General features: G+C 66.7%; 16 protein-coding genes. 7 read left to right on the forward strand and 9 right to left on the reverse strand.

Annotated features, from left to right (window positions below; all coding sequences use genetic code 11):
* Window positions 1-27 precede the first annotated feature (27 nt).
* On the reverse strand, window positions 28-843 hold the full coding sequence (locus tag OCK02_RS10830) for an ABC transporter permease (protein ID WP_263813071.1): 816 nt from the start codon (window positions 841-843) through the stop codon (window positions 28-30).
* Window positions 843-1,757: an ABC transporter permease gene (locus tag OCK02_RS10835; RefSeq protein WP_263813072.1), complete on the reverse strand. Its 915-nt coding sequence runs from the start codon at window positions 1,755-1,757 to the stop codon at window positions 843-845. Before OCK02_RS10835 ends, OCK02_RS10830 begins: the two co-directional genes overlap by 1 nt.
* Before the next feature lie 254 nt (window positions 1,758-2,011).
* Between OCK02_RS10835 and OCK02_RS10840 the strand changes: the two genes are divergently transcribed.
* Complete coding sequence (locus OCK02_RS10840) at window positions 2,012-3,436, forward strand: aminotransferase (RefSeq protein WP_263813073.1); 1,425 nt, start codon at window positions 2,012-2,014, stop codon at window positions 3,434-3,436.
* Between the two features lie 145 nt (window positions 3,437-3,581).
* Here OCK02_RS10840 and OCK02_RS10845 read toward each other — a convergent pair whose 3' ends face one another.
* Window positions 3,582-4,772 (reverse strand): aromatic ring-hydroxylating oxygenase subunit alpha, encoded by a 1,191-nt coding sequence (locus OCK02_RS10845; RefSeq protein ID WP_263813074.1) that lies wholly within the window; start codon window positions 4,770-4,772, stop codon window positions 3,582-3,584.
* A 171-nt stretch (window positions 4,773-4,943) separates the two neighbouring features.
* Window positions 4,944-5,741 (reverse strand): DUF1194 domain-containing protein, encoded by a 798-nt coding sequence (locus tag OCK02_RS10850; RefSeq protein ID WP_412178803.1) that lies wholly within the window; start codon window positions 5,739-5,741, stop codon window positions 4,944-4,946.
* A 229-nt stretch (window positions 5,742-5,970) separates the two neighbouring features.
* Between OCK02_RS10850 and OCK02_RS10855 the strand changes: the two genes are divergently transcribed.
* Complete coding sequence (locus OCK02_RS10855) at window positions 5,971-6,459, forward strand: DUF1772 domain-containing protein (protein ID WP_263813075.1); 489 nt, start codon at window positions 5,971-5,973, stop codon at window positions 6,457-6,459.
* Window positions 6,460-6,493: 34 nt separating this feature from the next.
* Here the strand turns inward: OCK02_RS10855 and OCK02_RS10860 are convergent, their stop codons facing one another.
* Together OCK02_RS10860 and OCK02_RS10865 are read right to left on the reverse strand one after the other, a co-directional pair.
* On the reverse strand, window positions 6,494-8,203 hold the full coding sequence (locus OCK02_RS10860; protein ID WP_263813076.1) for a glycoside hydrolase family 32 protein: 1,710 nt from the start codon (window positions 8,201-8,203) through the stop codon (window positions 6,494-6,496).
* 176 nt (window positions 8,204-8,379) lie between these two features.
* Window positions 8,380-9,381 (reverse strand): alpha/beta fold hydrolase, encoded by a 1,002-nt coding sequence (locus OCK02_RS10865; protein WP_263813077.1) that lies wholly within the window; start codon window positions 9,379-9,381, stop codon window positions 8,380-8,382.
* 130 nt (window positions 9,382-9,511) lie between these two features.
* Between OCK02_RS10865 and OCK02_RS10870 the strand changes: the two genes are divergently transcribed.
* Window positions 9,512-10,540 carry a GlxA family transcriptional regulator gene (locus OCK02_RS10870; protein WP_263813078.1) on the forward strand — a complete coding sequence of 343 codons (1,029 nt, stop codon included), beginning with the start codon at window positions 9,512-9,514 and terminating at the stop codon, window positions 10,538-10,540.
* Between the two features lie 56 nt (window positions 10,541-10,596).
* On the opposite strand, the gene OCK02_RS10875 is transcribed toward OCK02_RS10870, so the two are convergent.
* From OCK02_RS10875 to OCK02_RS10885, 3 genes are all read right to left on the reverse strand, one after another.
* Window positions 10,597-11,277 (reverse strand): redoxin family protein, encoded by a 681-nt coding sequence (locus OCK02_RS10875; protein ID WP_263813079.1) that lies wholly within the window; start codon window positions 11,275-11,277, stop codon window positions 10,597-10,599.
* Between the two features lie 18 nt (window positions 11,278-11,295).
* Window positions 11,296-14,571 (reverse strand): adenylate/guanylate cyclase domain-containing protein, encoded by a 3,276-nt coding sequence (locus OCK02_RS10880; protein ID WP_263813080.1) that lies wholly within the window; start codon window positions 14,569-14,571, stop codon window positions 11,296-11,298.
* Window positions 14,572-14,678: 107 nt separating this feature from the next.
* A complete protein-coding gene (locus OCK02_RS10885; protein WP_263813081.1) occupies window positions 14,679-15,527 on the reverse strand; it encodes a LysR family transcriptional regulator in 849 nt (282 codons plus the stop codon).
* Window positions 15,528-15,847: 320 nt separating this feature from the next.
* On the opposite strand from OCK02_RS10885, the gene OCK02_RS10890 reads away from it, so the two are divergent.
* The 4 genes from OCK02_RS10890 to OCK02_RS10905 all read left to right on the forward strand — a co-directional run bounded on the left by OCK02_RS10890 (window position 15,848) and on the right by OCK02_RS10905 (window position 22,585).
* The gene (locus OCK02_RS10890; protein ID WP_263813083.1) at window positions 15,848-18,298 is read left to right on the forward strand and encodes a GcvT family protein; all 2,451 of its coding nucleotides are present in this window, start codon (window positions 15,848-15,850) and stop codon (window positions 18,296-18,298) included.
* A complete protein-coding gene (locus OCK02_RS10895; RefSeq protein WP_263813084.1) occupies window positions 18,295-20,742 on the forward strand; it encodes a GcvT family protein in 2,448 nt (815 codons plus the stop codon). Before OCK02_RS10890 ends, OCK02_RS10895 begins: the two co-directional genes overlap by 4 nt.
* Window positions 20,743-20,837: 95 nt before the next feature.
* A complete protein-coding gene (locus OCK02_RS10900) occupies window positions 20,838-21,356 on the forward strand; it encodes an HXXEE domain-containing protein (protein WP_263813085.1) in 519 nt (172 codons plus the stop codon).
* Window positions 21,356-22,585 (forward strand): aromatic ring-hydroxylating oxygenase subunit alpha, encoded by a 1,230-nt coding sequence (locus OCK02_RS10905; RefSeq protein WP_263813358.1) that lies wholly within the window; start codon window positions 21,356-21,358, stop codon window positions 22,583-22,585. Before OCK02_RS10900 ends, OCK02_RS10905 begins: the two co-directional genes overlap by 1 nt.
* Window positions 22,586-22,918 lie beyond the last annotated feature (333 nt).

The raw sequence follows: 22,918 nt of genomic DNA on the forward strand, positions 1-22,918 counted from the left end.
CGGGCGGTCCGGCATGGCGGGCTCCTGTCAGGGCGCGGGGGTGGCTTGCGTGCGTCGCTCCGCCCGCCGGCGCATGACTTCGGCTGCGGTGAGAAGGAGGACGGAGGCGAGGATCATCAGGCTGCCGAGCGCCAGCACGCCCGGCAGCTTTGCGGCGAAGCGGAGCTGGCCCCAGATATAGACCGGCAGCGTCGGCTCGGTGCCGGAGAGGAAGAAGGCGAGGATGAACTCGTCGAGCGAGATGGTGAAGGTGACGAGCAGGCTGGAGATGATCGCCGGCGCCACGACCGGCAGGGTGACGCGCCGGAAGGTGCCGATCGCCGTCTCGCCGAGGTCGTAGGAGGCTTCCTCGAGGCTGCGGTCGAAGCCCTCGAAGCCGGAGACGAGTACGGACATGGAATAGGGGATACAGAAGACGACCTGGCCGAGGATGACGGTCACCAGCGACAGTTCCAGCCCCATCTGCAGGACGATCATCAAGAGCGACACGGCGACGATGATCTCGGGCAGAAACAGCGGCGCCATGATCAGGCCCGTGGCGGGGCGCTGGCCGCGGAAGCGGTAGCGGGTGATGGCACGGGCGGCGCAGATGCCGAGGATGGTGCTGATCAGCGAGACGCAGACGCCGACGATCAGGCTATTGCGCGCCGCCTGCAGGAGCACCGTGTTGCCCCAGAGCGAGGCGTACCACTTGGTCGTGAAGCCGGCGAGCGGCAACGTCGTGGTGGCCGCATCGTTGAAGGAGAACACCGGCAGGAGCAGGATCGGCAGGTAGAGGAAGAGGAAATAGACCGCCACGTAGACGGGCAAGAAGGGGAGGAGGCGGAGCCTGTGCAGCAGCATCAGCGGATCCTCCGGACGACGAGGCGCAGGGCCAGCACGACGGCGGCCGCGACGAGGGAGACGAGCACCATGGTGGTGACCGAGAGTGCTGCGCCCAGAGGCCAGTTGGCGCCCTTGCCGAACTGGGCCTGGATGGCGGTCGCGATCATCACCCCGTCCTTGCCGCCGACCAGCTTGGGCGTGACATAGTCGCCGACGGTGGGGATCATCACGATCAGGAAGGCGGAGACGACGCCGGGCATGGACAGGGGCAGGGTGACGCGCAGGAAGGCGCGCATCGGCCCGTCGCCGAGATCGCGCGCAGCCTCGATCAGCGAGCGGTCGATCTTCTGCAGGGAGACGTAGATCGGCAGGATGGCGAAGGCCGCCCAGCTGTGGACGAGGGTGATGACGACGGCATTGGCGTTGTAGAGCAGCGAGGTGATCGGCTGGTCGATCAGCCCGGCCGACATCAGGCCGGTGTTGAGCACGCCGCCATAGCCGAGGATCACCTTCCACGACATGACGCGCAGCAGGTAGCTGGTCCAGCAGGGAATGGTGACCAGGAAGAGCCAGAGGTTCCTGTGCGCCCCGCCATGGAAGGATATGAACCAGGCGACCGGATAGGAGAAGCCGACGGTGATCGCGCTGGTCACAAGCGAGATCCACAGCGAGCGGATGAACAGGTCGCGGTAGATCGGCTCGGTCAGGGCCTGGCGATAGTTCTCCAGGGTGAAGGAGCGGTCGATCTCGAGGTAGTTCTGCGTCCAGAAACTGTAGGCGACGACGAGCGTGACCGGGACGAGCAGCAGCGCTAGCGCATAGAGGAGGGTCGGCGAGATCATCGCCAGGCCGCGGGCCTCCTCGCTGCGCATCCACCGGCGGGCCGCAGGTTTGACCGCTTCCGGCGACGAGTCGATCGCCACGGAACTCATGGTTTCGCTCGTTTCGCGCGCTGATCGTGGCGAACCGGTGCGGGACAGCGCCCGCTCCCCTGCATTTGCGACATCGCGACCGCCTTTTCGGCTCGTTGCTGTTCCCGGATTGAAGATGAGCGCAAACCGGCATTGAAATCAAGCGGTTTTTCTGAGATATTGATTGAACGAACATTCAATATATTATTGAAACACATTTTGTTTCAGTGGGTTGAATGTCGGAATATACTGTCAATATTGATCCGGAGTGGGGAATGGCTGCGATACCGAAGACGATCCGGGAAGCCGGCTCTGCAGGCGAAGAGGCAAAGGACGAATTGACCCGCCTTGCCGAGGGGCACCTCGTGCAGCCCTGGCCGGTATCGGGATCGATCGGGGCGGAAGCGCGCGGGTGGCTCGAGGCCGGCGAGGGGATCTACGTTACCGATGCGGCAGGCCGCAGGCTGATCGACGGACCGGCGGGCATGTGGTGTGTCAATGCCGGTCACCGGCGCCGGGAACTCGCCGACGTCATGGCTGCGCAGGCGATGGAACTCTCCTACAACTCGCCCTGGTACACGACGAACGCGCCGTCTGCGATCCTGTCGAAGCGGCTCGCCGACCATGCGCCGCAGGGCGTCGATCACGTGTTCTACACGACCGGCGGCTCTTCGGCCGTCGAGACGGCGCTGCGCTTCATGCAGTTCGCCAACAACGTCAAGGGACGGGGGGAGAAGAAGCTGATCGTCTCCCGCCAGGGCGGCTATCACGGCTCGACCTATCTGTCGGCCTCGCTGAACGGCCGTCCGCGCGACCACGACTGGATGGACAGTGCCGGCGAGCAGGTGGTCAAGCTCACCTGCCCGAACCCGTTCCGCCGGCCCGACGGCGTCGGGGCGGCAGAGTTTTGCGACTATCTCGTCGCCGAGTTCCGCACCCTCATCGAGACGGCCGGTGCCGAGCGCATTGGCGCCTTCGTCGCCGAGCCGGTCATGGCCTCGGGCGGCGTCATCGTGCCGCCGGACGGCTATCTCTTGCGGATGCGCGAACTCTGCCGGGAACACGATATCCTCTTCATCGCCGACGAGGTGGTGACGGCCTTCGGGCGGCTCGGGCAGGTGTTCGCCTCCGAAGATGTGTTCGGGCTCGACCCGGACATGATCACCTTCGCCAAGGGCGTCACGTCGGGCTACTTCCCGCTCGGCGGGGTAATGATCGCAGGGCGGCTCCTGGAGGAACTGCGCCGCTCCAATCACTCCGAGGCGATGTTCGCGCACGGGCTGACCTATTCCAGCCATCCGGTCGGCTGCGCGGTGGCCCTGAAGAACCTCGACATCCTCGAAGATGGCCTGCTGGAGCATGCCCGCGCGGTCTCCGCCCACTTCCAGTCGCGGCTGAAGGCGCTGGAGGACCTGCCGCTCGTCGGCGAGGTGCGCGGCATGGGGCTGATGGCCTGCATCGAATGCGTGGCCGACCGGGTCAGCAACAACCCGCTGACGCTCGACCTGGAGGTGGGCAAGCGCATCGACGGCCATTGCCAGGAACTGGGGCTGCTGGTGCGGCCGCTGATCAACATGTGCGTGATGTCGCCGCCGCTGACGATCACGCAGGCCCAGATCGACGACATGGCCGACATCCTGCGTCGCGGCATCGAACTGACGATGGACGACCTTGTGCGGGAGCGGCTCTGGAAGGGGTGAGGCGGGGGCCTCCGGGGGCGGGCGATGATCCTCGGATCAGGCGTCCTGGCCGCAAGGCCATGTCGTCGCCCGCTCCCGTTGTCTGTCCGGGCAGACCTGCTGCGCCGTCCGCGTCCCGCTCGCTCGAAGCGGCGATCGTTGCCGCTCACCGCATCCCGGCATTCACCGCCGCCATCCCGCCTTCCTCCGGTGCCTCGGCAAGGGTCATCACCGGCAGGACCTTGCGCAGGTGATCGTGGTGGGTGCGCACGCCGTATTCGAGGTCGGAGAGGTAGAAGCCGGCGAAGGCGGCGGACGTCATCGCCTCGTTGGACCAGATCGTCAGTTGCACGTCCTCGGCCTGGGTGTCGCGATCGATGCGGGCGGCGAGGTAGCGGGCGGCGGCCTGCTCGCGGGTCTCGTCGCGGTAGCGGTAGACGCCGCCGCGCAGCATGGTGCGGCCGACCGCGAGCGGGAACTCCTGGTAGAACTGCAGGCTCTCCGGCGTCACCGCGATCACCGCATTCGGGAATAGGCCGAAATAGATCCACGCCTTGCGCAGGTGCGCGGGCAGGGCGGTGTTCTCGGGGGCGATCTTGACGTAGCGGCCGACGCTCCAGCGGCGGCCGGCATGCGGATTGAAGGTGGCAAAGGACCGGCAGAGCCCGTCGACGAAGGGCTCGTCGTAGTAGGTCGAACCGTAGAGATCCTGCAGCGCCGGATGGGCCATGGCCACGTGGTAGCCTTCGTTGTCGACGTCGCGCACCGATTTCCAGTTGACCGGCGTCTCCTGCGTGTGGATCTCCCCGACCGGCACCATTTCGGCCGGGCGGTAGTGGGAGAGTTCGGCCTCGAACGGGCGCATCATTTCGGCGACGGAAGGCTGCGGCCCGGGGGCGAAGCGGATAAAGACGAAGCCCTGCCACACCTCGCATTCGATCGTCTTCAGCGCGAACTCGTTCTTGTCCATCGGCGGGAAGGAGCGGGGGCGGGCAGCGCCCCTAAGCGTTCCGTCGAGATTGTAGACCCAGCCGTGGAAGGGACAGACGAGCGCGTTGCGACAGGTGCCGCTCCCGTCGGCGACGAGCCGAGAGCCGCGGTGGCGGCAGATGTTGTGGAAGGCCTTCACCGCGCCTTCCTGGTCGCGCAGGACCAGCGCCCGCTCGCCGACGATGTCGAGGGTGATGTAGTTGCCGGCCTCCGGAATGTCGGAGACATGGCAGGCGATCTGCCAGTGCTCGCGGAAAACATGCTGCTTTTCCAGCTCCAGCAGGGCGGCGCTGTGGTAGCACCAGCCGGGCAGTCCGCTGCGATCCCAGTCGTTCGGAATGGAGATGTCACGGATCATCTCGTTCATGGCCTTCCCCATATTTTGCTGAACGTTCATTCAATTAAAGCACGTTTCCATAAACAGAGGAATAGGTTGCGGGCCTCCTTGATGAATTTCCGGCCGGAACGACGGGTCGTGGCCCGGCCGGCCGGGGCCTGCCGGCATCCTGTCCGTGCGGCCGGCGGACCCGGCGAGTCCCTATCGGTCGAGTTCGGGATAGGTGCGGTCGAAGCCGGGCCGGAGCTTCTCGCCGATCATGCAATCGGCATCGCTGGCGACGGGGATGACGGTTGCCGGTGGCCGGTTGCCGCTGACCTCGAGGATCAGCTTGCGGCGGATCGCGATCGCGAAATCCTCGGGCTCCTGCACCGAGACGACGAAGGCGCCGGGGCCGCCGATGACGCAATCGGCATAGTAGCGGTCGAGCGGGCCGTAGGCGGCCGATGGGCGGATCATGATCGCGAGCCCGTTGACGACGATGCCGAGCGATGTCGCGGCGTCGCGCGCCGGCGTGACGGGGGCGCCGTAATTGTTCGGGCCGTCTCCAGACACGTCGATCACCCGGCGCGTTCCGGCGTAGCCGTTGCCAGCGAAGAGGGTCGAACCATAGGCGATGGCCGCCGAGAGGGAGGTGCCGCGCATGGAGGCGAAGGGCCGTTCCTTGATCATCCGCGCAAAGCGCTCGGCGTCGGCCGCCGTCTCGATCAGCATCCACGGCATCTGGGAATTCTTGCTGATCGTGCCGCCCCATTCGAAATAGCTGATGGCGATGCGCCCCTGGAATCCCTCGCGGACCGCGGACAAAAATTCCGGGTGCATCAGCGCCGACACGTAGCCGGCGCGCTGGATCTGCGCCTCCTCCAGGTCCATCGAGCCGGACACGTCGACGGCGAGGACCAGTTCGAGATCGACGCCGGTGCCGGCTTCGGCGGCGACGCCGGTCGGCTCGCCATAGGCCGTGATGCTCAGGAGCGTGGCGAGTGCGGCAGCCAGCATGCAGCATTCCCTCCTTCGGACGTGTTCGCAGCCGCCCTGCGGGGCGAAAACGAAACCGGCAGGACATGCGCGACACATCGTCCTGCGTCAGCCATATCTTGCGGAACTGTAACACGGCCCGGTGTCCCGGCAGAATCGCAATTGCGTTCAACTCTCGGTGATGCGATCCCTGTGCGCCGGGACCAACGGTTCGCCGCGCGGACCCGCAAGCCGAAACGAGGAGACGCCAATGGCATCGGTACTGATCTATCTCGTCCTGATCGCGTCGGTCGGCGCCGGCCTGAACGCCGGCCTGTTCTTCATCTTCTCCGTCTGCATCATGGCCGCACTCGCGCGCCTGCCGGTGCCGGACGGCATCGCGGCCATGAACGCGATCAACGAGGTCATCCAGAGCCCGCTGTTCTTCATCGTCTTCCTCGGCACGGCGGTCGTGGCGCTCGCCGTCCTCGTCATCGCCTTCCTGCAGGGCACGCCGAGAAGCGGGCTCGCCATTGCGGCGGCGCTCGTCTTCCTCGCGGGCACGATCGGCGTGACGATCATCGTGAATGTGCCGATGAACGATGCGCTGGCCGCCGCAGGGCCGGAGAGCGCCGAGGCGGCCGCGCTCTGGGGCGGCTACCTTGCGAACTGGACCGCCTGGAACCATGTACGCACGGCGACCTCGCTTGCAAGCCTCGTGCTGTTCGTGCTCGCCTACGGACGGATGGCGGGCGCCTGACGGCCGGCCGGCTGAGGCGAAAGTTGCGACCGCCTCAAGGCTTCAGCGCCCAGACCGTCGCCTGCGCGACGGCGCCTGAGGCCGCCTTCATCCGGGCCGAACGGATCGGCTCGAAGCCGTCGATGCGCTTGGTGCCGGTCCAGCGGCCGCGGTCGGCGAAGACCTCGATCGAGCCGTAGTCGAGAAAGATGCGCACCCGGCGCGGGTTTGCGCCGCGGGCGACGTAGTGCGGCGACGGCGGCTGCCCCGGTCGTTCGTAGCGGATGCCGAGACCGTGCTGGTCGCGGAACACGGCGATCTCGGCGTCGGGATGGTCGAGCGCGAGTTCGAACGCCGTACCCGGCTCTGCGAGGTCGAACAGGATCTCGACGGCGCCGCCGTCGAAGGTCACCGTTTCGCCGGCCGAAAGCCGCGTCCGGTCGAGGATGCGCGCGCGCAGGCTTTCGGCCGCGCCGATCGGCGGCGTCAGCAGCTTGCCGTCGACGAGGTGCAGCGCGCGCGGCAAGGTCATGGCGGTCGGGAAGTCGATGTCCGGGTCCGCGTCGGCCCAGTTGGCGAGCCAGCCGATCCCCACCACGCGGTCACCGTCGAGAAAGGCCTGGAAGGCGTAGTTGTCGGTGCCGAAGTCGAGTTCCTGGCCGAACTCCTTGGAGAAGCGGCGGCCGTCGAACCAGCCGACGTCGGCCATCGTCAGGTTCTGCCGGCCGGTCGCCTCGTCGCGGCTGTGCATCAGCCCGTAGATCAGCACCCAGCGGGTCGAGGGGCTGGTCGCCGGTCCGTCCAGGGGCAGCAGGCAGGGGCATTCGATCGCGGTGGTGCGGTAGCGCTCCTCCACCAGCAGCTTGCCGAGATAGGTCCAGCCGGCCGCGGCGGTCGGGTCGTGCGTCTCGTAGAGCAGGATCACGCCGCCGTCGTCGCTCTGGCTGCCGAGCAGCATCTTCCACAAGCCGTCCGGTCCGCGGAAGACGTAGGGGTCGCGGAAATCGAGCGTCAGCCCCTGGCCGGCCGGCCGGCTTGGCAGGATCACCTCGGCCTGTCCGGCGGTGATCAGGTCGGAGGAGGTGGCCGTCAGCTGGATCTGCTGCTCGGGCTGGCGGTCGGCCACCTGCTCGGTGAAGAAGACGCGGATGCCGGGGCCGTCAACCAGCGGGATGGTGGTGCCGGAAAAGGCGCCGCCGCGCTTGTCGGGCCGGACCGTCAGGTCCTCGGACGGAAAAAGGAAGATCGGCAGGTGGCGCCAGCGCAGGTAGTCGGAGGAGACCGCATGGCCCCAGTGCATCGTGTTCCAGCGCAACCCGTGCGAATAGTGCTGGTAGAAGAGATGCGGCCGGCCGTCGAAGCGGCCGAAGCCGTTCGGGTCGTTCATCCAGCCGAAGGGCGGGCGGAAGTGGTAGCTGCCCGGAAGGTCCGGAGGGGCGTTGTTCTTGCTGGTATGGACGACGGTGATGCCGGTCTCCAGCACGTCGGCGGCGGTGAACCAGTAGATCACCGAGACGGCCGTCGTCGCCGTGTCGTAGCTCACCTCCACCGGGCCGCCGCCGAAGACCTGGTAGAGCCTGAGGCCGTATTCCTCGGCGTTCGCGCTCGCCACTTCGCCGAACTTGCCGCGCGTATTGGAGAAGGAGACCGAGCCCATGCCGCCGGCTTCGACCGCCTTCAGCCAGATGTGGAAGGTGGCGTTGACCGGAAGGTCGACCGCAAGGGTGCGGATGGTGTCGGTTTCGGCAGGTGTCCGGTCGTTCATCGCATTCTCTCTCGTCTGGTTCATGGGACAAGACATAGAAGCGCAAGGCGAAACGGAAACCCCGAAACCGGCCGGGCGGGCTGCGACCGGTCCGTTCACGCAGAAACGCCGCCCGGTCGGGCGGCGTCGACTGTCAAGGATCGATGAGTTCCCGGCGACCGGTCGGGACCTCGTACTCAGGACCGGGCGAACTCCAGAAGGTCGGCGTTCAGCTGGTCCTTGTGGGTATCGGTCAGGCCGTGCGGGGCGCCCGGATAGACCTTCAGGATCGCCTGCGGTACCAGTTTCTTGGACGCACGGCCGGCGGCGTCGATCGGCACGATCTGGTCGTCCTCGCCGTGGATGATGATGGTCGGCACGTCGAACTTCTTCAGGTCCTCGGTGAAGTCGGTCTGCGAGAAGGCGACGATGCTGTCATAGGTGTTCTTGTGGCCACCGGTCATGCCCTGCAGCCAGAAGCTGTCGATCATGCCCTGCGAAGGGGTGGCGCCCGGCCGGTTGAAACCGAAGAACGGACCCGAGGCGATGTCCCTGTAGAGCTGCGAGCGGTCCTTGAGGCTCGCCGCCTGCAGGCCGTCGAACACTTCCTTCGGCAGGCCGCCGGGGTTCTTGTCGGTCTTGACCATCAGCGGCGGTACCGCCGAGATTAGGCCAAGCTTCCTGACGCGCCCGGTGCCGTGGCGGCCGATGTAGCGGGTAATCTCGCCGCCGCCGGTGGAGAAGCCGACGAGGAAGATGTCGTTCAGGTCCAGCTGCTCGATCACGTCGGCCAGGTCGTCGGCATAATGGTCCATGTCGTTGCCGTCCCAGGGCTGGCTGGAGCGGCCGTGGCCGCGGAGTTCATGGGTGATGACGCGGAAGCCGTTGCTGGCGAGGTGGAAGGCCTGCGCCTCCCAGCTGTCGGACGACAGCGGCCAGCCATGGGCGAGGACGACGACCGGGCCGTCCTTCGGGCCCCAGTCCTTGTAGTAGATCTCGACGCCGTCGCGGGTGATGATGGTGCTGCCCATGGTCCTTGCTCCTTCTGATTTCGTCCCGGTTGCGGCCGTGTCGGCTGCCTTTGCAGGGGACTGGATTGCGCCGATTGCGGCAGCGGTTGCGGCTGCCCCGAATGCGCCGGCGAGGATGTTGCGGCGGGAAACGGTGGCTGTTGCGGTGGTTGCGGTTGCCTTTGCCATGACTGCGTTCCTTTCAAGCAGGTCGTTGTTTTGTTTCAACTCTTGGCTTCCGTTCCGAAGCTGTGCTTGAATAGATACAACCGCCCGCCGAACCGCTCGACCGGCAAAGCTGACAACGATGGGGGCAGAATTGACAAACGCCACGGCCATGGACCCGGCCGAGATCGGCATCGTCGTGCACGAGGAGGCGCTGATGTCGGCCGTCTACGGGCTGACCGACATGTTCAACGTGGCCAACCTGAAGAGCCGGGAGCAGCACGAGACGAATGCGCCGCAGATCCGCGCCAGCCACTGGAGGCTCGGGCTGGACGGATCGGTGACGCGGGGCTTCGACAGCCACCCGGAGCTGCCGCCAGGCCAGCTTTCGGCGTTGATCCTGCCGCCGACGCTGAAGATCGAGATGCAGGTGAAGCGGGATCTCTCGCAGATATCGGAGTGGCTGCGGCAGCGCCACGCCGAGGGGACCGTGATGAGCTCCGTCTGCGGCGGCGCCTATCTGCTGGCCGAATCCGGCCTGGTCGAGGGACGGGCGCTGACGACGCACTGGTCGCATGCCGAGCAGATCGCCCGGCGCTTCCCTCAGGTGCATGTCGATACCGACAAGCTGATGATCGACGAGGGCGACATCATCACCACCGGCGGCATGATGGCGTGGATCAACCTCGGGCTGAAGCTGGTCGACCGCTTCATGGGCTCCACCGTGATGCTGGAGACGGCGCGCTTCATGGTGGTCGATCCCGGTGCGCGCGAGCAGAGCTACTACAGCGTGTTCGCCCCGCGCATGGACCATGGCGACCAGGTGATCCTGAAGATCCAGCACTGGCTGCATGGCGCGAACACCAAGGGCATTACGCTGCAGATGATGGCGGAGAAGGCGGGGCTCGGCGAGCGGACGTTCCTGCGCCGCTTCCACAAGGCGACCGGCATCAACCCCACCGAATATTCCCAGCGGCTCAGGATCGCGAAATCGCGCGAACTGCTCGAGCGCTCCTATCTCTCCATCGAGCAGGTGGCCTGGCAGAGCGGCTACGACGACAGCAACGCCTATCGCAAGATCTTCCGCAAGATCCTCGGAATCTCGCCGAGCGAGTACCGCATGCGGTTCTCCATCGCCGGCGGACAGCGCCCGCCTGGGCCCGCAGAGACGGTTTCCGCCTGAAGGGCGGGCAGGGCGTCAGGACAGGGCGCGCCGCTGCAGGGCTTCAGTACCCGGCATCAGTGGGGAAGCTGTGAGGCCGCCGACATCAGTTCGTCTGCCTTCGGGATCGCGAACATGCTCGACCCGTCGCCCTCCACCTCGGTGAAGGACCAGCGGACGATGCCGTCGCGGTCGAGCAGGAATTCTCCCACGAGCTGCCCGCCCGCCCGCTCGTCGGTCCTGTCGTCCTCGGGCGTCATCTCGTAGCCGTCGCGCCGGTTGAGGTAGGCCGAGGCGTCGAAGGGGTTCATCGGCGCGGGCAGTTCGCCGGGCATCTCCACGCGCATCGCCATCACCGTCGGGATCGAGATCTTGTAGGGCCACTGGTCCTCGTCCTCGGTGTACTGCGCGTTGGGCAGGCCGAAGGCGCGATGGGCGATGCTGTCGGGATCCGACGCGGCGATCACGCCGGGGAGCGGATGGTAGCGGAAATAGAGCCGTGCGCGCTCTATCGGGGTGTTGACGACGGTCAGGCTGTCGATGCCCTTCTCGTGCAGCGACGAGGCGAGTTCGGCCGTGGCGGCGATGTGCCGGCGGCAGAAGGGACACTGCAGCCCGCGATAGAGCCCCACCAGCACTGCCGACTGTCCGCGGAAATCCTCGAGTGCGACCTTGCCCCCGTGGTTGATCGCGTCGAGCACGACGTTGGGAGCGCGATCCCCCGGGCGAAGCGGCCGTTCCATTGCATGCTCTGCCATTGCTATGCTCCTCTCTGGCTAGTCGAGAAACGGCAGGACGATGAGCGCGTCAGGGTCGAGGCCGTGTCTGGCGCAGACCTGCCGCGCCAGCTCGAAATACCGTTCGGCCTCGCTCAATTCGTTGAGATCGAGGCAGAGCGTCGCAAGTCCATCATAGCACGGAAACAACAGCTGCGCCTCCGCGCTGTCGCGCGCGAGGTCCAGCGCCTCGAGGTAATGACCGCGGGCGGCCGCGGTCGCGCCATGGCACTGGCGGATCTGGCCGAGGACCAGGAGCGGCACCGGAAGGTGGTCGCGCAGGCCGAGCGCACGGTCGATCGAAAGCGCTTCCTCGATCGCCGGCAGGCCCTCGCTCAGGCAGCGGTCGGTGAAGGTGCAATAGGCGACGGCGAGGTTGGTGAGCAGGCGGGCCTGGTGGCCGAGATCGCCGATCTGCCGGGCCATGTCGTAGCCGCGCCGGCAGACGTCGATCGCGCGGGCCGGATCGATGGTGGTGTAGAGCGCCCCGAGGTTCGTATAGCCGCGGCAGGCGGTGTTGAGGTGGCTTGCGGCCAGCGAAATCTCGACGCTGCGCTCGACCATCTGCACGGCATCGCGGGTCTGGCCGAGGCGGGCGAGGGCGACGCCCTTGGTGTTGAAGGCGCGGGCGATCGCAAGCGCGATCTCCGCCTTCTCCGCGGGGCCCGGATGCGAGGAGAGATGATTGGCGCATTCCAGCGCCCGGTCGGCCCATAGCATTGCGCGCCTGTAGTCCCCGGCGCGGAAGGCAAGGTGGCCCTGGCGCTGCATCAGGTGGGCGAGCTCGATCGGTGCGTCGACGCCTTCGAGAAGACCCGCCGCCTCGGCGAAGCAGGCGGTCGCCCGCTCGCGGTCGCCGGTGTCGAAGGCGAGCTGCCCGAGCTTGCGCGTCAGGCGCGCCACCGTGGTCACCTCGCCCTTGTCGCGGGCTGCGGCCAGAAGCTCGTCGTAGAGGTGCCGCGCCTCCTCGCTCCGCCCGGTCGGGTGGCAGAGGTCGGCATAGCGCTCGCCCGGCGCCCGCCAGCCGTCGCCGCCGGCGGCCTCGGCGGCCGAAAGGGCGCGGGCATAGAGGCGCAGCGCATCGGCATTGGCGTTGGCCATGCGGGCGAGGTCGCCGGCGGCGGTGAGGTAGCGCACGCCCTTTTCCTTTTCGGGTGAGGCGGCGAAGTGATGGCCGAGCTCGATCAGCTGGTTCATGTGTTCCGGCGACGGGCCATAGCGGCCCTCGAGCACGGCGCCGATCGCCCCGTGCAGCTCGGTGCGGCGGCGCAGGAGAAGGTTGTCGTAGAACACCTCCTGCAGCAGCTTCTGGCGGAAGGCGTAGCGCGGTGCCGTCTGGGAAGGGATGTCCGCCAGTTCCTCGACGATGTCGGCCTCGCCGAGCTGGCGCAGGCTTGCGGTAATGTGGTGGACGCCGCAGGGCAGCGCCTTGAGGAGCGCCAGGTCGAAGCTGTGGCCGATGACGGCCGCGACCTGGGCCAGCCGCCGGGCATCGGCGGGGAGGCGATCGATGCGGGCGAGCATCATCGCCTGGATGCCGAGCGGCGTCCCGGTCTCGTCGGCCGACGTCGTCACCTCCCAGCCCGCCGCCTCCCGGTGCAGCACGCCGGTCTCGATCAGCGTGCGCAGGATCTCCTCGATGAAGAACGGATTGCCCTCGGCCCGCTCGACGATGCGCTCGCGCAGCCCGTGGGGCAGGACATCGCCGCCCAGCGCCTGCTTAAGCAGGGCCTTTGCCTCCTCAAGCGCCAACGGCCTCAGCCGCAGCATCGTCTGGCTGGCGCGGGCGGAACTCAGCATTTCCGTCTCGAAGCCGGGGCGATGGGTGACCAGGAGCATCAGCCGGCGGCTCTCGATCCGGTCCATGATGAAGCGCAGCGCGTCGATCGAGACGCTGTCGGCCCAGTGGAGGTCCTCGATCACCACCAGAAGCGGCGCCTGCTCCATCCGGCGCTCGAACAGCATCCGCATGGCATGGAAGATCTGCCGGCGCAGCTGGTCCGGCTCCAGGTGCCGCAGCGCCTCGTCCGGATCGCCGAAGCCGAGGAGGAACAGGAACAGGGGCTCCAGCCGCCCTACCTCCTCGCCGGAGAGGCCAAGCCCGTTCAGCCCGGCGAGCAGAAGCGGGCGGGTGTGTTCCAGACTGGCGGCCGGGTCGATCTGGTAGGCGCGGCGAAGGGCCGCCGCCAGCGTGCCGTAGGACGGCTCTCCGAGCGAGGAGCAGGCGGTCTGCCGGATGGTGATGTCCGGCTGCTCGGTGCGGACGCGGTCGAGGAAGGTCTCGACCAGGCGGGTCTTGCCGATGCCGGCGTCGCCGGCGACGCGGACCAGCTGGGTCGCTCCGGCGCGGACGGAATCGAGGCAGCGCAGCAGGGCGGCAAGCTCGGCGTCGCGGCCGATCATGGCGATGTCGATGCCGAAGCTCGAAAGCCCGCGCGCCGGCGGCGGGGCGTCGAGGGACGCCTCCAGCCTGAACACCGCCGTCTCGCCGGCCTTGCCGCGCAGCGGCATGGTGCCGAGGGCCGCGAAGGTGAAGGCGTGCTGCGTCAGCCGGCAGGTGAGCGCGCCGACCAATATTTCGCCGGTGCCGGCCATGGCCTGCAGGCGCTGGGCGGTGTTCACCGTGTCGCCGGTGACGGAGTAGGACTTGCTGCCGCCCGCGCCCACCGCGCCGGCGACGACGGGACCGGTGTTGACGCCGATGTGCAGCGCCAGCGGCTGGCCGAGGCGCGCCTGCCAGCGCTCGGCGATGCGCCCCATTCGCGCCCGCATGTCGAGGGCGGCCAGCAGCGCCCGCTCCGGGTCGCGCTCGTGGGCGACGGGTGCGCCGAACAGGGCCAGCAAGGCATCGCCGACGAACTTGTCGACAAAGCCGCCCTCGGCCGCGACGGCAGCGCTCAGTTCCTCGAAGATCTCGTTCTGCAGCGCCTGCAGCACTTCCGGATCGATCGTCTCGCCAAGCGTGGTGTAGCCGCAGAGATCGGCGAAGAGGGCGGTGACGATGCGCCGGTCGGCCTCGGCCTCGGCATCCGGGCGAGGTGGGGGCTGGCCCTGTGCTGCCGGCCGGCGGGCAGGCTTGCCGCCCTGGCGGCGGTCGGCGGGCGGCCCGGCATTCCGGGCCGTGGGGGCAAGAGCCGTTCCGCATTTGGGGCAGAAGGCATAGTCGGGCGGGCAGGCCTGGCCGCAGGAGGTGCATCGCCTCTGCTGCGGCGCCCCGCATTTCGGGCAGAAGGCAAAGCCGCCCTCGACCTTGAAACCGCATGCCGGGCAATTCATCGCACGCGCCCCGTCGCAATGCCGGGACCGGTGATCCCGACAACCGGATCATGCGCCTGCGGGCGCGGCGTTGCAATTGCATCGGGCGGCTTTCGAGCCGTCCGGCCTCAGTCTTTCAGGAGCGCCTGCAGCAGGCCGATGATGCGGCGGTGCTGGTGGGCGTGGCGGGTGCGGACGTTGACGGCGGCATGGACGGTCTGCGGGATCGGCTCGGCGTCCTGGACGCGGCTGACGGCGCCTGTCCGCGTCAGCCGCCGCGCGTCCGGCGCCATGACGAAGGCGGAGCCGCCGAGCTTGGTCAGGAGTGCGATGATCGCCGTCGTCTCGCCGCTGGCGATCGGCGCGGTGGAAAGATGCGGCAGCGCCTGCCGGTGCAGGCGGTCGAAGGCCGGCGAATAGACCGCCTGGATATAATCCTCCGGGCGCACGTCGGCGAGCGCCGTCACCTTGCTGGAGACGAGTTCGTAGTTCACCTCGCCGATGCGCTCGTAGTGCAGGTCCGGGAGATGGTGGGGGGTGTAGAGGATCGCAAGGTCCAGGTCGCCGGCGGCGAGGTCGCCGTTCATCTGCTTGGAATAGTCGATTTCGAGATAGATCGAGGTGCCCGGCAGTTCCTTGCGGATGGCCGCCAGCCAGTCGCCGGCATAGTGGGCGGCGAGGTCGTGCTGCAGGCCGATGCGCATCGAGCGCTCGTAGGCGCCGGCGCTCTCCACCGCACGCGCCGCCTCGCGCCACTGGTGCTGGATCGCCTTGGCGTGGTCGTGGAAGCGCAGGCCCGCCGCCGTCGGCTGGGTGCCGCCCTTGTTGCGGGCGAACAGCGGCCGCCCCAGGACCGCCTCCAGCGCCTTCATCCGGTGGGATACGGTGGATTGCGTCAGGTTCAGCCGCTCGGCGGTGCGGTTGAAGCTGCGGGTCTCCATCAGGTCGAGATAGGTCTCGATGAGTTCGATCTGCATGGGTTGTGCCCGCGCCTTGCCCTGGAGTTTGCCCCTCATCCGCCTGCCGGCACCTTCTCCCCGCAGGCGGGGAGAAGGGACCCTGTCGCGACGCCTCGCCCGGCCATTGACGCTGCCTCGGGAAGCGGCCGCGCAACTTGCGGCCTTCTCCCCGTTCACGGGGAGAAGGTGCCGGCAGGCGGATGAGGGGCACGCCCCAAATTCGAAGTGAATTCCTAGCGCCGACACTAATCGAATTCTTCGATCAATAAAGCGGATTCTGGCCGCTTGTCGGGCGTCGATTTGGTTGCCACAAATCGCAGGCAATCAAGGGGAAGAGAATGTCGAACCTGCCGTCGCATGCGCGTGTCGTGATCATCGGGGGAGGGGCGGTCGGAGCGTCCGCGCTCTACCATCTGGCCAAGGCCGGATGGACGGACTGCGTGCTGCTGGAGAAGAACGAACTGACCGCCGGTTCGACCTGGCATGCGGCCGGCAACGTGCCGACCTTTTCGTCCTCCTGGTCGATCATGAACATGCAGCGCTATTCGGCTGCGCTCTATCGCGAACTCGGCGATCTCGTCGACTATCCGATGAACTACCACGTGACGGGCTCGATCCGGCTCGGCCACTCGAAGGAGCGGCTGCAGGAGTTCAAGCGTGTCGTCGGCATGGGCCGCTATCAGGGCATGGACCTCGACATCCTGTCGCCCGACGAGATGCGCGGCAGGTATCCCTTCCTCGAGACGCACGAACTGACCGGCGCGCTTTATGACCCCTATGACGGCGACATCGACCCGGCGCAGCTGACGCAGGCGCTGGCGAAGGGTGCCCGCGACCTGGGCGCGAAGATCTTCCGCTTCTGTCCGGCGACCGGCGCGCGGCGCGAGAACGACGAATGGGTGATCTCGACTGCGCAGGGCGAGATCCGCTGCGAATATGTCGTCAACGCCGCCGGCTACTATGCCCGCGAGGTCGGAAAGTGGTTCGGCCGTGACGTGCCGATGATGGTGATGAGCCACCAGTACATCCTGTTCGAGGAGATCCCCGAGCTTGCCGCCTGGTCGAAGGAGGCCGGGCACAAGCTGCCGCTGCTCCGCGACGTCGACAGCTCCTACTATCTGCGCCAGGAAAAGACCGGGATGAACCTCGGTCCCTACGAGAAGAACTGCAAGGCGCACTGGGTAACGACCGATGATCCGATGCCGGACGATTTCTCGTTCCAGCTGTTCCCGGACGATCTCGACCGGCTGGAATGGTATCTCAACGATGCCTGCGAGCGCGTGCCGATCCTCGGCACCGCCGGCCTGTCGCGGATGATCAATGGGCCGATCCCCTACGCGCCGGACGGCAACCCGCTGATCGGCCCGATGCCGGGCGTGCCGAACGCGTTCGAGGCCTGCGTCTTCACCTTCGGCATCTGCCAGGCGGGCGGGGCGGGCAAGGTGCTGGCCGAATGGATCACCGAGGGCGAGACGGAATGGGACATGTGGTCCTGCGACCCGCGCCGCTACACGAGCTTCGCCTCGGCTGAGGACTACTGCATCGAAAAGGGCATGGAGATCTACGGCCACGAATATGCGATGCATTTTCCGAAGCACGCATGGCCGGCCGGCCGCAATCGCAAGCTCTCGCCGATCCACGACCGGATCGCAGCGCTCGGCGCCCAGTTCAAGCCCTATAACGGCTGGGAACGCGCCAACTGGTATGCCGGACCCGGCGAAGACACCTCCGAGGAGGCGACGCAGACCTGGAACCGCGAGGGCCCGTGGCGGCCGCGGATCGAGGCGGAATGCCGTGCCGTCACGGAGGCGGCCGGCATCCTCGACCTGCCCGGTTTTTCGCGCTACCGGGTGAAGGGCGAGGGCGCCACGGCCTGGCTTTCGTCCCTCATTACGGGTCGCGTGCCGAAGCCGGGCCGCATCGGCCTTGCCTATTTCGCCGACGACAAGGGGCGGATCGTCACCGAGATGTCGGTCATGATGCTGGACGAGGACTTCTTCTTCCTGATCACGGCGGCGACCGCCCAGTGGCACGATCTCGAATGGCTGAAGAAGCACCTGCCGGACGATGCGGCGTTCACCGTCGACGATGTTACCGACAATTTCTCCTGCCAGATCCTGTCCGGTCCGAATTCGCGGGCGATCCTCGCCGAAGTCTCGGATGCCGACCTCACCAAGGGCTGGCTGACGCATCAGAGCTGCCAGATCGCCGGTCGCTGGTGCCAGTTGGTGCGCGTCTCCTTTGCCGGCGAACTCGGCTGGGAGATCCACACCAAGGTGGAGGATACGGCGACCATCTTCGACGCCGTCTGGGCGGCAGGCCAGAACCACGGCCTGAAGCCGTTCGGCATGGAGGCGCTGGACTCTTTACGCATCGAGAAGGGCTACCGCGCCTGGAAGGGCGACCTCTCGACCGACTACACCGTCCTGCAGGGCGGGCTGGAACGCTTCGTCGACTGGTCCAAGCCCGATTTCAAGGGCAAGGCGGCGCTGGAGCGGGAGAAGCAGCAGGGTGTTTCCAAGCGCTTCGTGCTGCTCACCGTGGACGCCGGCGAATGCGATGCGCCCTACATGTCGACGCTCTGGCATGGCGGCAAGGTGGTCGGCGAGACCACGTCGGGCAACTGGGGTTACCGCACCGGCAAGTCGATCGCGCTCGGCATGCTGCGCGCCGATCTCACCGAACCCGGCACCGAAATCGAGGTCGAGATCTACGGCGACCGCTTCAAGGCCATCGTCCAGCCGGACGGGCCGCTCTTCGATCCCAGCAATGAAAGACTGCGCGCATGACCAAGCCCATCCCCACCAAGGCCCGCGCGGTCATCATCGGCGGCGGCGTCTCCGGCTGCTCGGTCGCCTATCACCTCGCCAAGCTCGGCTGGACCGACGTCGTGCTGCTGGAGCGCAAGCAGCTGACATCAGGCACGACCTGGCATGCGGCGGGCCTGATCGGCCAGCTGCGCGCCTCGCAGAACATGACGCGGCTGGCGAAATACTCCGCCGACCTCTACGTCAAGCTCGAGGCCGAGACCGGCATCGGCACCGGCATGCGCCAGAACGGCTCGATGACGGTCGCGCTGACCGACGAGCGCAAGGAGGAGATCTACCGCCAGGCCTCGCTGGCGCGCGCCTTCGACGTCGACGTGCGCGAAATCTCGGTCGACGAGGTCAAGGCGATGTACCCGCATCTGAATACCGCCGACATCAAGGCGGCGGTGCATCTTCCACTCGACGGCCAGTGCGACCCGGCCAACATCGCGATGGCACTGGCAAAAGGTGCGCGCCAGAACGGCGCCACCGTGATTGAGGGCGTGAAGGTTACCTCTGTGGTAACGAAGGACGGCCGGGTGACGGGCGTCACCTGCGAGCGGCACGGCGAGAGCTTCACGATCGAGACCGACAACGTCGTCAACGCGGCAGGCATGTGGGGGCGGACACTCGCCGACATGTCGGGCGTGTCGCTGCCGCTGCATGCCTGCGAGCACTTCTACATCGTCACCGAACCGATCGAGGGGCTGAAGCAGCTTCCGGTGCTGCGCGTGCCGGATGAATGCACCTACTACAAGGAAGATGCCGGCAAGATGCTGGTCGGCGCCTTCGAGCTGAAGGCCAAGCCCTGGGGCATGGAGGGGATCCGCGAGGACTTCTGCTTCGATCAGCTGCCTGAGGATTTCGACCACTTCCAGCCGATCCTGGAAATGGCGGTCAACCGCATGCCCATGCTGGAGACCGCCGGCATCCACACCTTCTTCAACGGCCCTGAAAGTTTTACGCCAGACGACCGCTACTACCTCGGCGAAGCGCCGCAGATCAAGGGATACTGGGTGGCCGCCGGCTACAATTCGATCGGCATCGTCTCCTCCGGCGGCGCCGGCATGGCGCTGGCGCAGTGGATGAACGACGGCGAGCCGCCGTTTGACCTCTGGGAAGTTGACATCCGCCGGGCGCAGCCGTTCCAGCGAAATCGCGCCTACCTGAAAGATCGCGTCTCCGAGACGCTCGGCCTGCTCTATGCCGACCATTTCCCCTATCGCCAGATGGCGACCGCGCGCGGCGTGCGCCGCTCGCCGATCCACGAGCAGCTCAAGGCCCGCGGCGCCGTCTTCGGCGAGGTCGCCGGCTGGGAGCGCGCCAACTGGTTTGCGAGAGACGGCCAGGAGCCGGAATACAGATACAGCTGGAAGCGGCAGAACTGGTTTGAAAACCAGCGCGAGGAGCACATGGCCGTGCGCGAGGGCGTCGGCCTGTTCGACATGACCTCCTTCGGCAAGATTCGTGTGGAAGGGCGCGATGCGCTCGCCTTCCTGCAGCGGATGTGCGCCAACCAGATGGACGTGGTGGCCGGCCGGATCGTCTACACCCAGATGCTGAACGATCGCGGCGGCATCGAGAGCGACCTGACGGTCACGCGGCTTTCGGAGACGGCCTTCCTGCTCGTCGTTCCCGGCGCGACCCTGCAGCGCGACCTCGCCTGGCTGCGCAAGCATCTCAAGGACGAGTTCGTCGTCGTCACCGACGTGACGGCTTCCGAGAGCGTGCTCTGCGTGATGGGGCCGAAGGCGCGCGAACTGATGAGCAAGGTCAGCCCGAACGACCTTTCCAACGCCGGCCATCCCTTCGGCACCGCCCGCGAGATCGAGATCGGCATGGGTCTCGCCCGCGCCCACCGCGTCACCTATGTCGGCGAACTCGGCTGGGAACTCTACGTCTCGACCGACCAGACGGCGCATGTGTTCGAGGCACTGGAAGCGGCCGGCGCGGACGTCGGGCTGAAGCTTTGCGGCCTGCACACGCTGGACAGTTGCCGGATCGAGAAGGCCTTCCGCCATTTCGGCCACGACATCACCGACGAGGACCATGTGCTGGAGGCCGGCCTCGGCTTTGCGGTTCGCACGGGCAAGGGCGATTTCATCGGCCGCGAGGCGGTGCTGCGCAAGCAGGACAAGGGGCTCAAGCGCCGGATGGTGCAGTTCAGGCTCGCCGATCCGGAGCCGCTGCTCTTCCACAACGAGGCGCTGGTGCGCGACGGCAGGATCGTCTCGACGATTACGTCCGGCAATTACGGCCATTTCCTCGGAGGTGCTGTCGGCATGGGCTACGTGCCTTGCGAGGGCGAGAGCGAGGAACAGGTTCTGGCGTCGGACTACGAGATCGAGATCGCCGGCGTGCGGGTGAAGGCGGAGGCGTCGCTTGCGCCGATGTACGACCCCAAGGCGGCGCGCGTTCGCATGTAGAGCAGGTATTCGAGACGGCAGACAGGCATCTAGGACAGCAGACGGAAATTTTCGATTTTGGTTGCCGCCCGCACGCGGCCTGACTGGAGGTTTCGATGAGCTTGCAGGATCTCGCCTGGCTGGCGATGGCGGCCTATGCCATCCACATCATGGAGGAACACACGTTCGACTGGCGCAACTGGGCGCGGGGCGTCATCGGGTTGCCGGTCGAATGGACGGATTTCTACGTCACCAATGCGGTGGTCATCGCGGTCGGCATCGCCCAGGCGCAACTGGCGCCCACCGTGCCGCTGATTCCGCTGATCTTCGCAGCGCTGATGCTGATCAACACCGTCTTCTTCCACATACTGCCGGTGATCCGGACGAAGGGGCGCTTCTCGCCCGGGGCTCGCGACCGCAGTGGTGCTGTTTTTGCCGCTCGGGACGGCGATCTTCATGAAGGCGGCGGAGGAGGGGCATCTCGATTTCGCGACGGGCCTCTCGGCCTTCTTCGGCGGGGCGCTGCTGATGGTCTATCCGGTGGTGATGCTGCACCTGAAGGCGAGAGCCTATTTCCAGCAGGCCGAAAAATGACAGTGACTTCCTCTTTCTCGCTTCATGGAGCTTTCAGGTGATCGTTTCCGATCTCAAGGACCTCAACACGCCCTCCGGCGACCGGATCGACCGCCTCGTGGCCGAGCACCGGCCGGGCCATGGTCTGGCGCGCGCCTTCTACCACGACCAGGACATCTACGAGCGGGATCTCGAACGGGTGTTCCGCCGCCACTGGCACTGCATCGCCCATGAGAGCGTGATTGCGAACGCCAACGATTTCGAGCTGTTCCGCATCGCCGACGAGCAGGTGATCCTGACGCGCCATGCCGACGGCTCGATCCATGCGCTGCTGAACGTCTGCCGCCACCGTGGCGCCGAGGTCTGCACGAAGGACAAGGGCAACGCCCGGGTCTTCGTCTGCCCCTATCATGCCTGGACCTACTCCAACGACGGCGCCCTGCGTGCCGCGCGGCTGATGCCGAAGGAATTCAAGCGCGAGGACCACGGGCTGAAGAAGCTGCACGTGCGGGTGGTCGAGGGGCTCGTGTTCATCTCGTTCGCGGCCGAGCCACTCGATTTCGCCGAGGTCGAGCACCTGCTGCATGCGACCTGCGGCCAGTACGGCTGGGCAAACGCGAAGGTCGCGCACCGGGAGAGCTATGCCATCAACGCCAACTGGAAGCTCGCGGTCGAAAACTACGTCGAGTGCTACCATTGCGGCCCGGCGCATCCGGAATATTCGCAGACCCATGCGCTGGAGCAGCCGCTGCACATGATCGAGGCGATGAACCTGGCGATGGAGCAGCGGACCTGTTCGCTCGGCATCGAGGTCGGCTCGGGCAACCACTGGCAGACGTCCGGGGACGGCAAGGAGGCGATCCACGCCTTCCGCTACGCGCTCTATGAAGGGGTAAAGAGCGGCAGCGAGGACGGCGGCGCGGTGGCGCCGCTGATGGGCCGCTTCACCGATTTTGACGGCGGGGTCACCTCGATCCACCTCGGCGGTACCACTTTCCTCGTCTGCTACCCCGACCACGGCATGATCTACCGTTTCATCCCGAAGACGGCCGGGACCTGCAAGATGGAGCTGATCTGGCTGGTGGACGGCAAGGCCGAGGCGGGGCGCGACTACGACCTCGACCGGCTGACCTGGCTGTGGAAGGTCACCACCGACGAGGACAAGGCGATCATCGAGCACACCGCCCGCGGCGTCCGCTCGCACTACTTCGAACCCGGCCCGATCGCGCCGATGGAGCACAACGAGTTGCGCTACATCGACTGGTATCTGGACGAGATCAGCCGGGCGTGAGGGGAGGGCTTTGTGAGACGGCGGAAGCCTCACAGGTCGGGCGTCGAGACGAAGGCGGCGTCGGGCGCGGGAGCGCTCCATTTGCTTCCGTCACCCCGGACTTGATCCGGGGTCCAGCCACGCCGCGTCCGCGGCGTGAGGAGGTGCATTCCCTGCGCGCAAGGACTTGCGCGCGCTGGATGCCGGATCAAGTCCGGCATGACGGTAGTGGTGGAGCCGATCGGCGCCAGGTTGCGACGTGGCGGGCGCGGGCAAATATCGTCCTGCCGGCGTATCGGGGGATGTCGAAGCTAGTGAGAATGGAGTCGATTCAAGGGACTACGCGAGGAAATT

The organism is Rhizobium sp. TRM96647 (assembly GCF_025780115.1).
Lineage (GTDB): Bacteria > Pseudomonadota > Alphaproteobacteria > Rhizobiales > Rhizobiaceae > Mycoplana.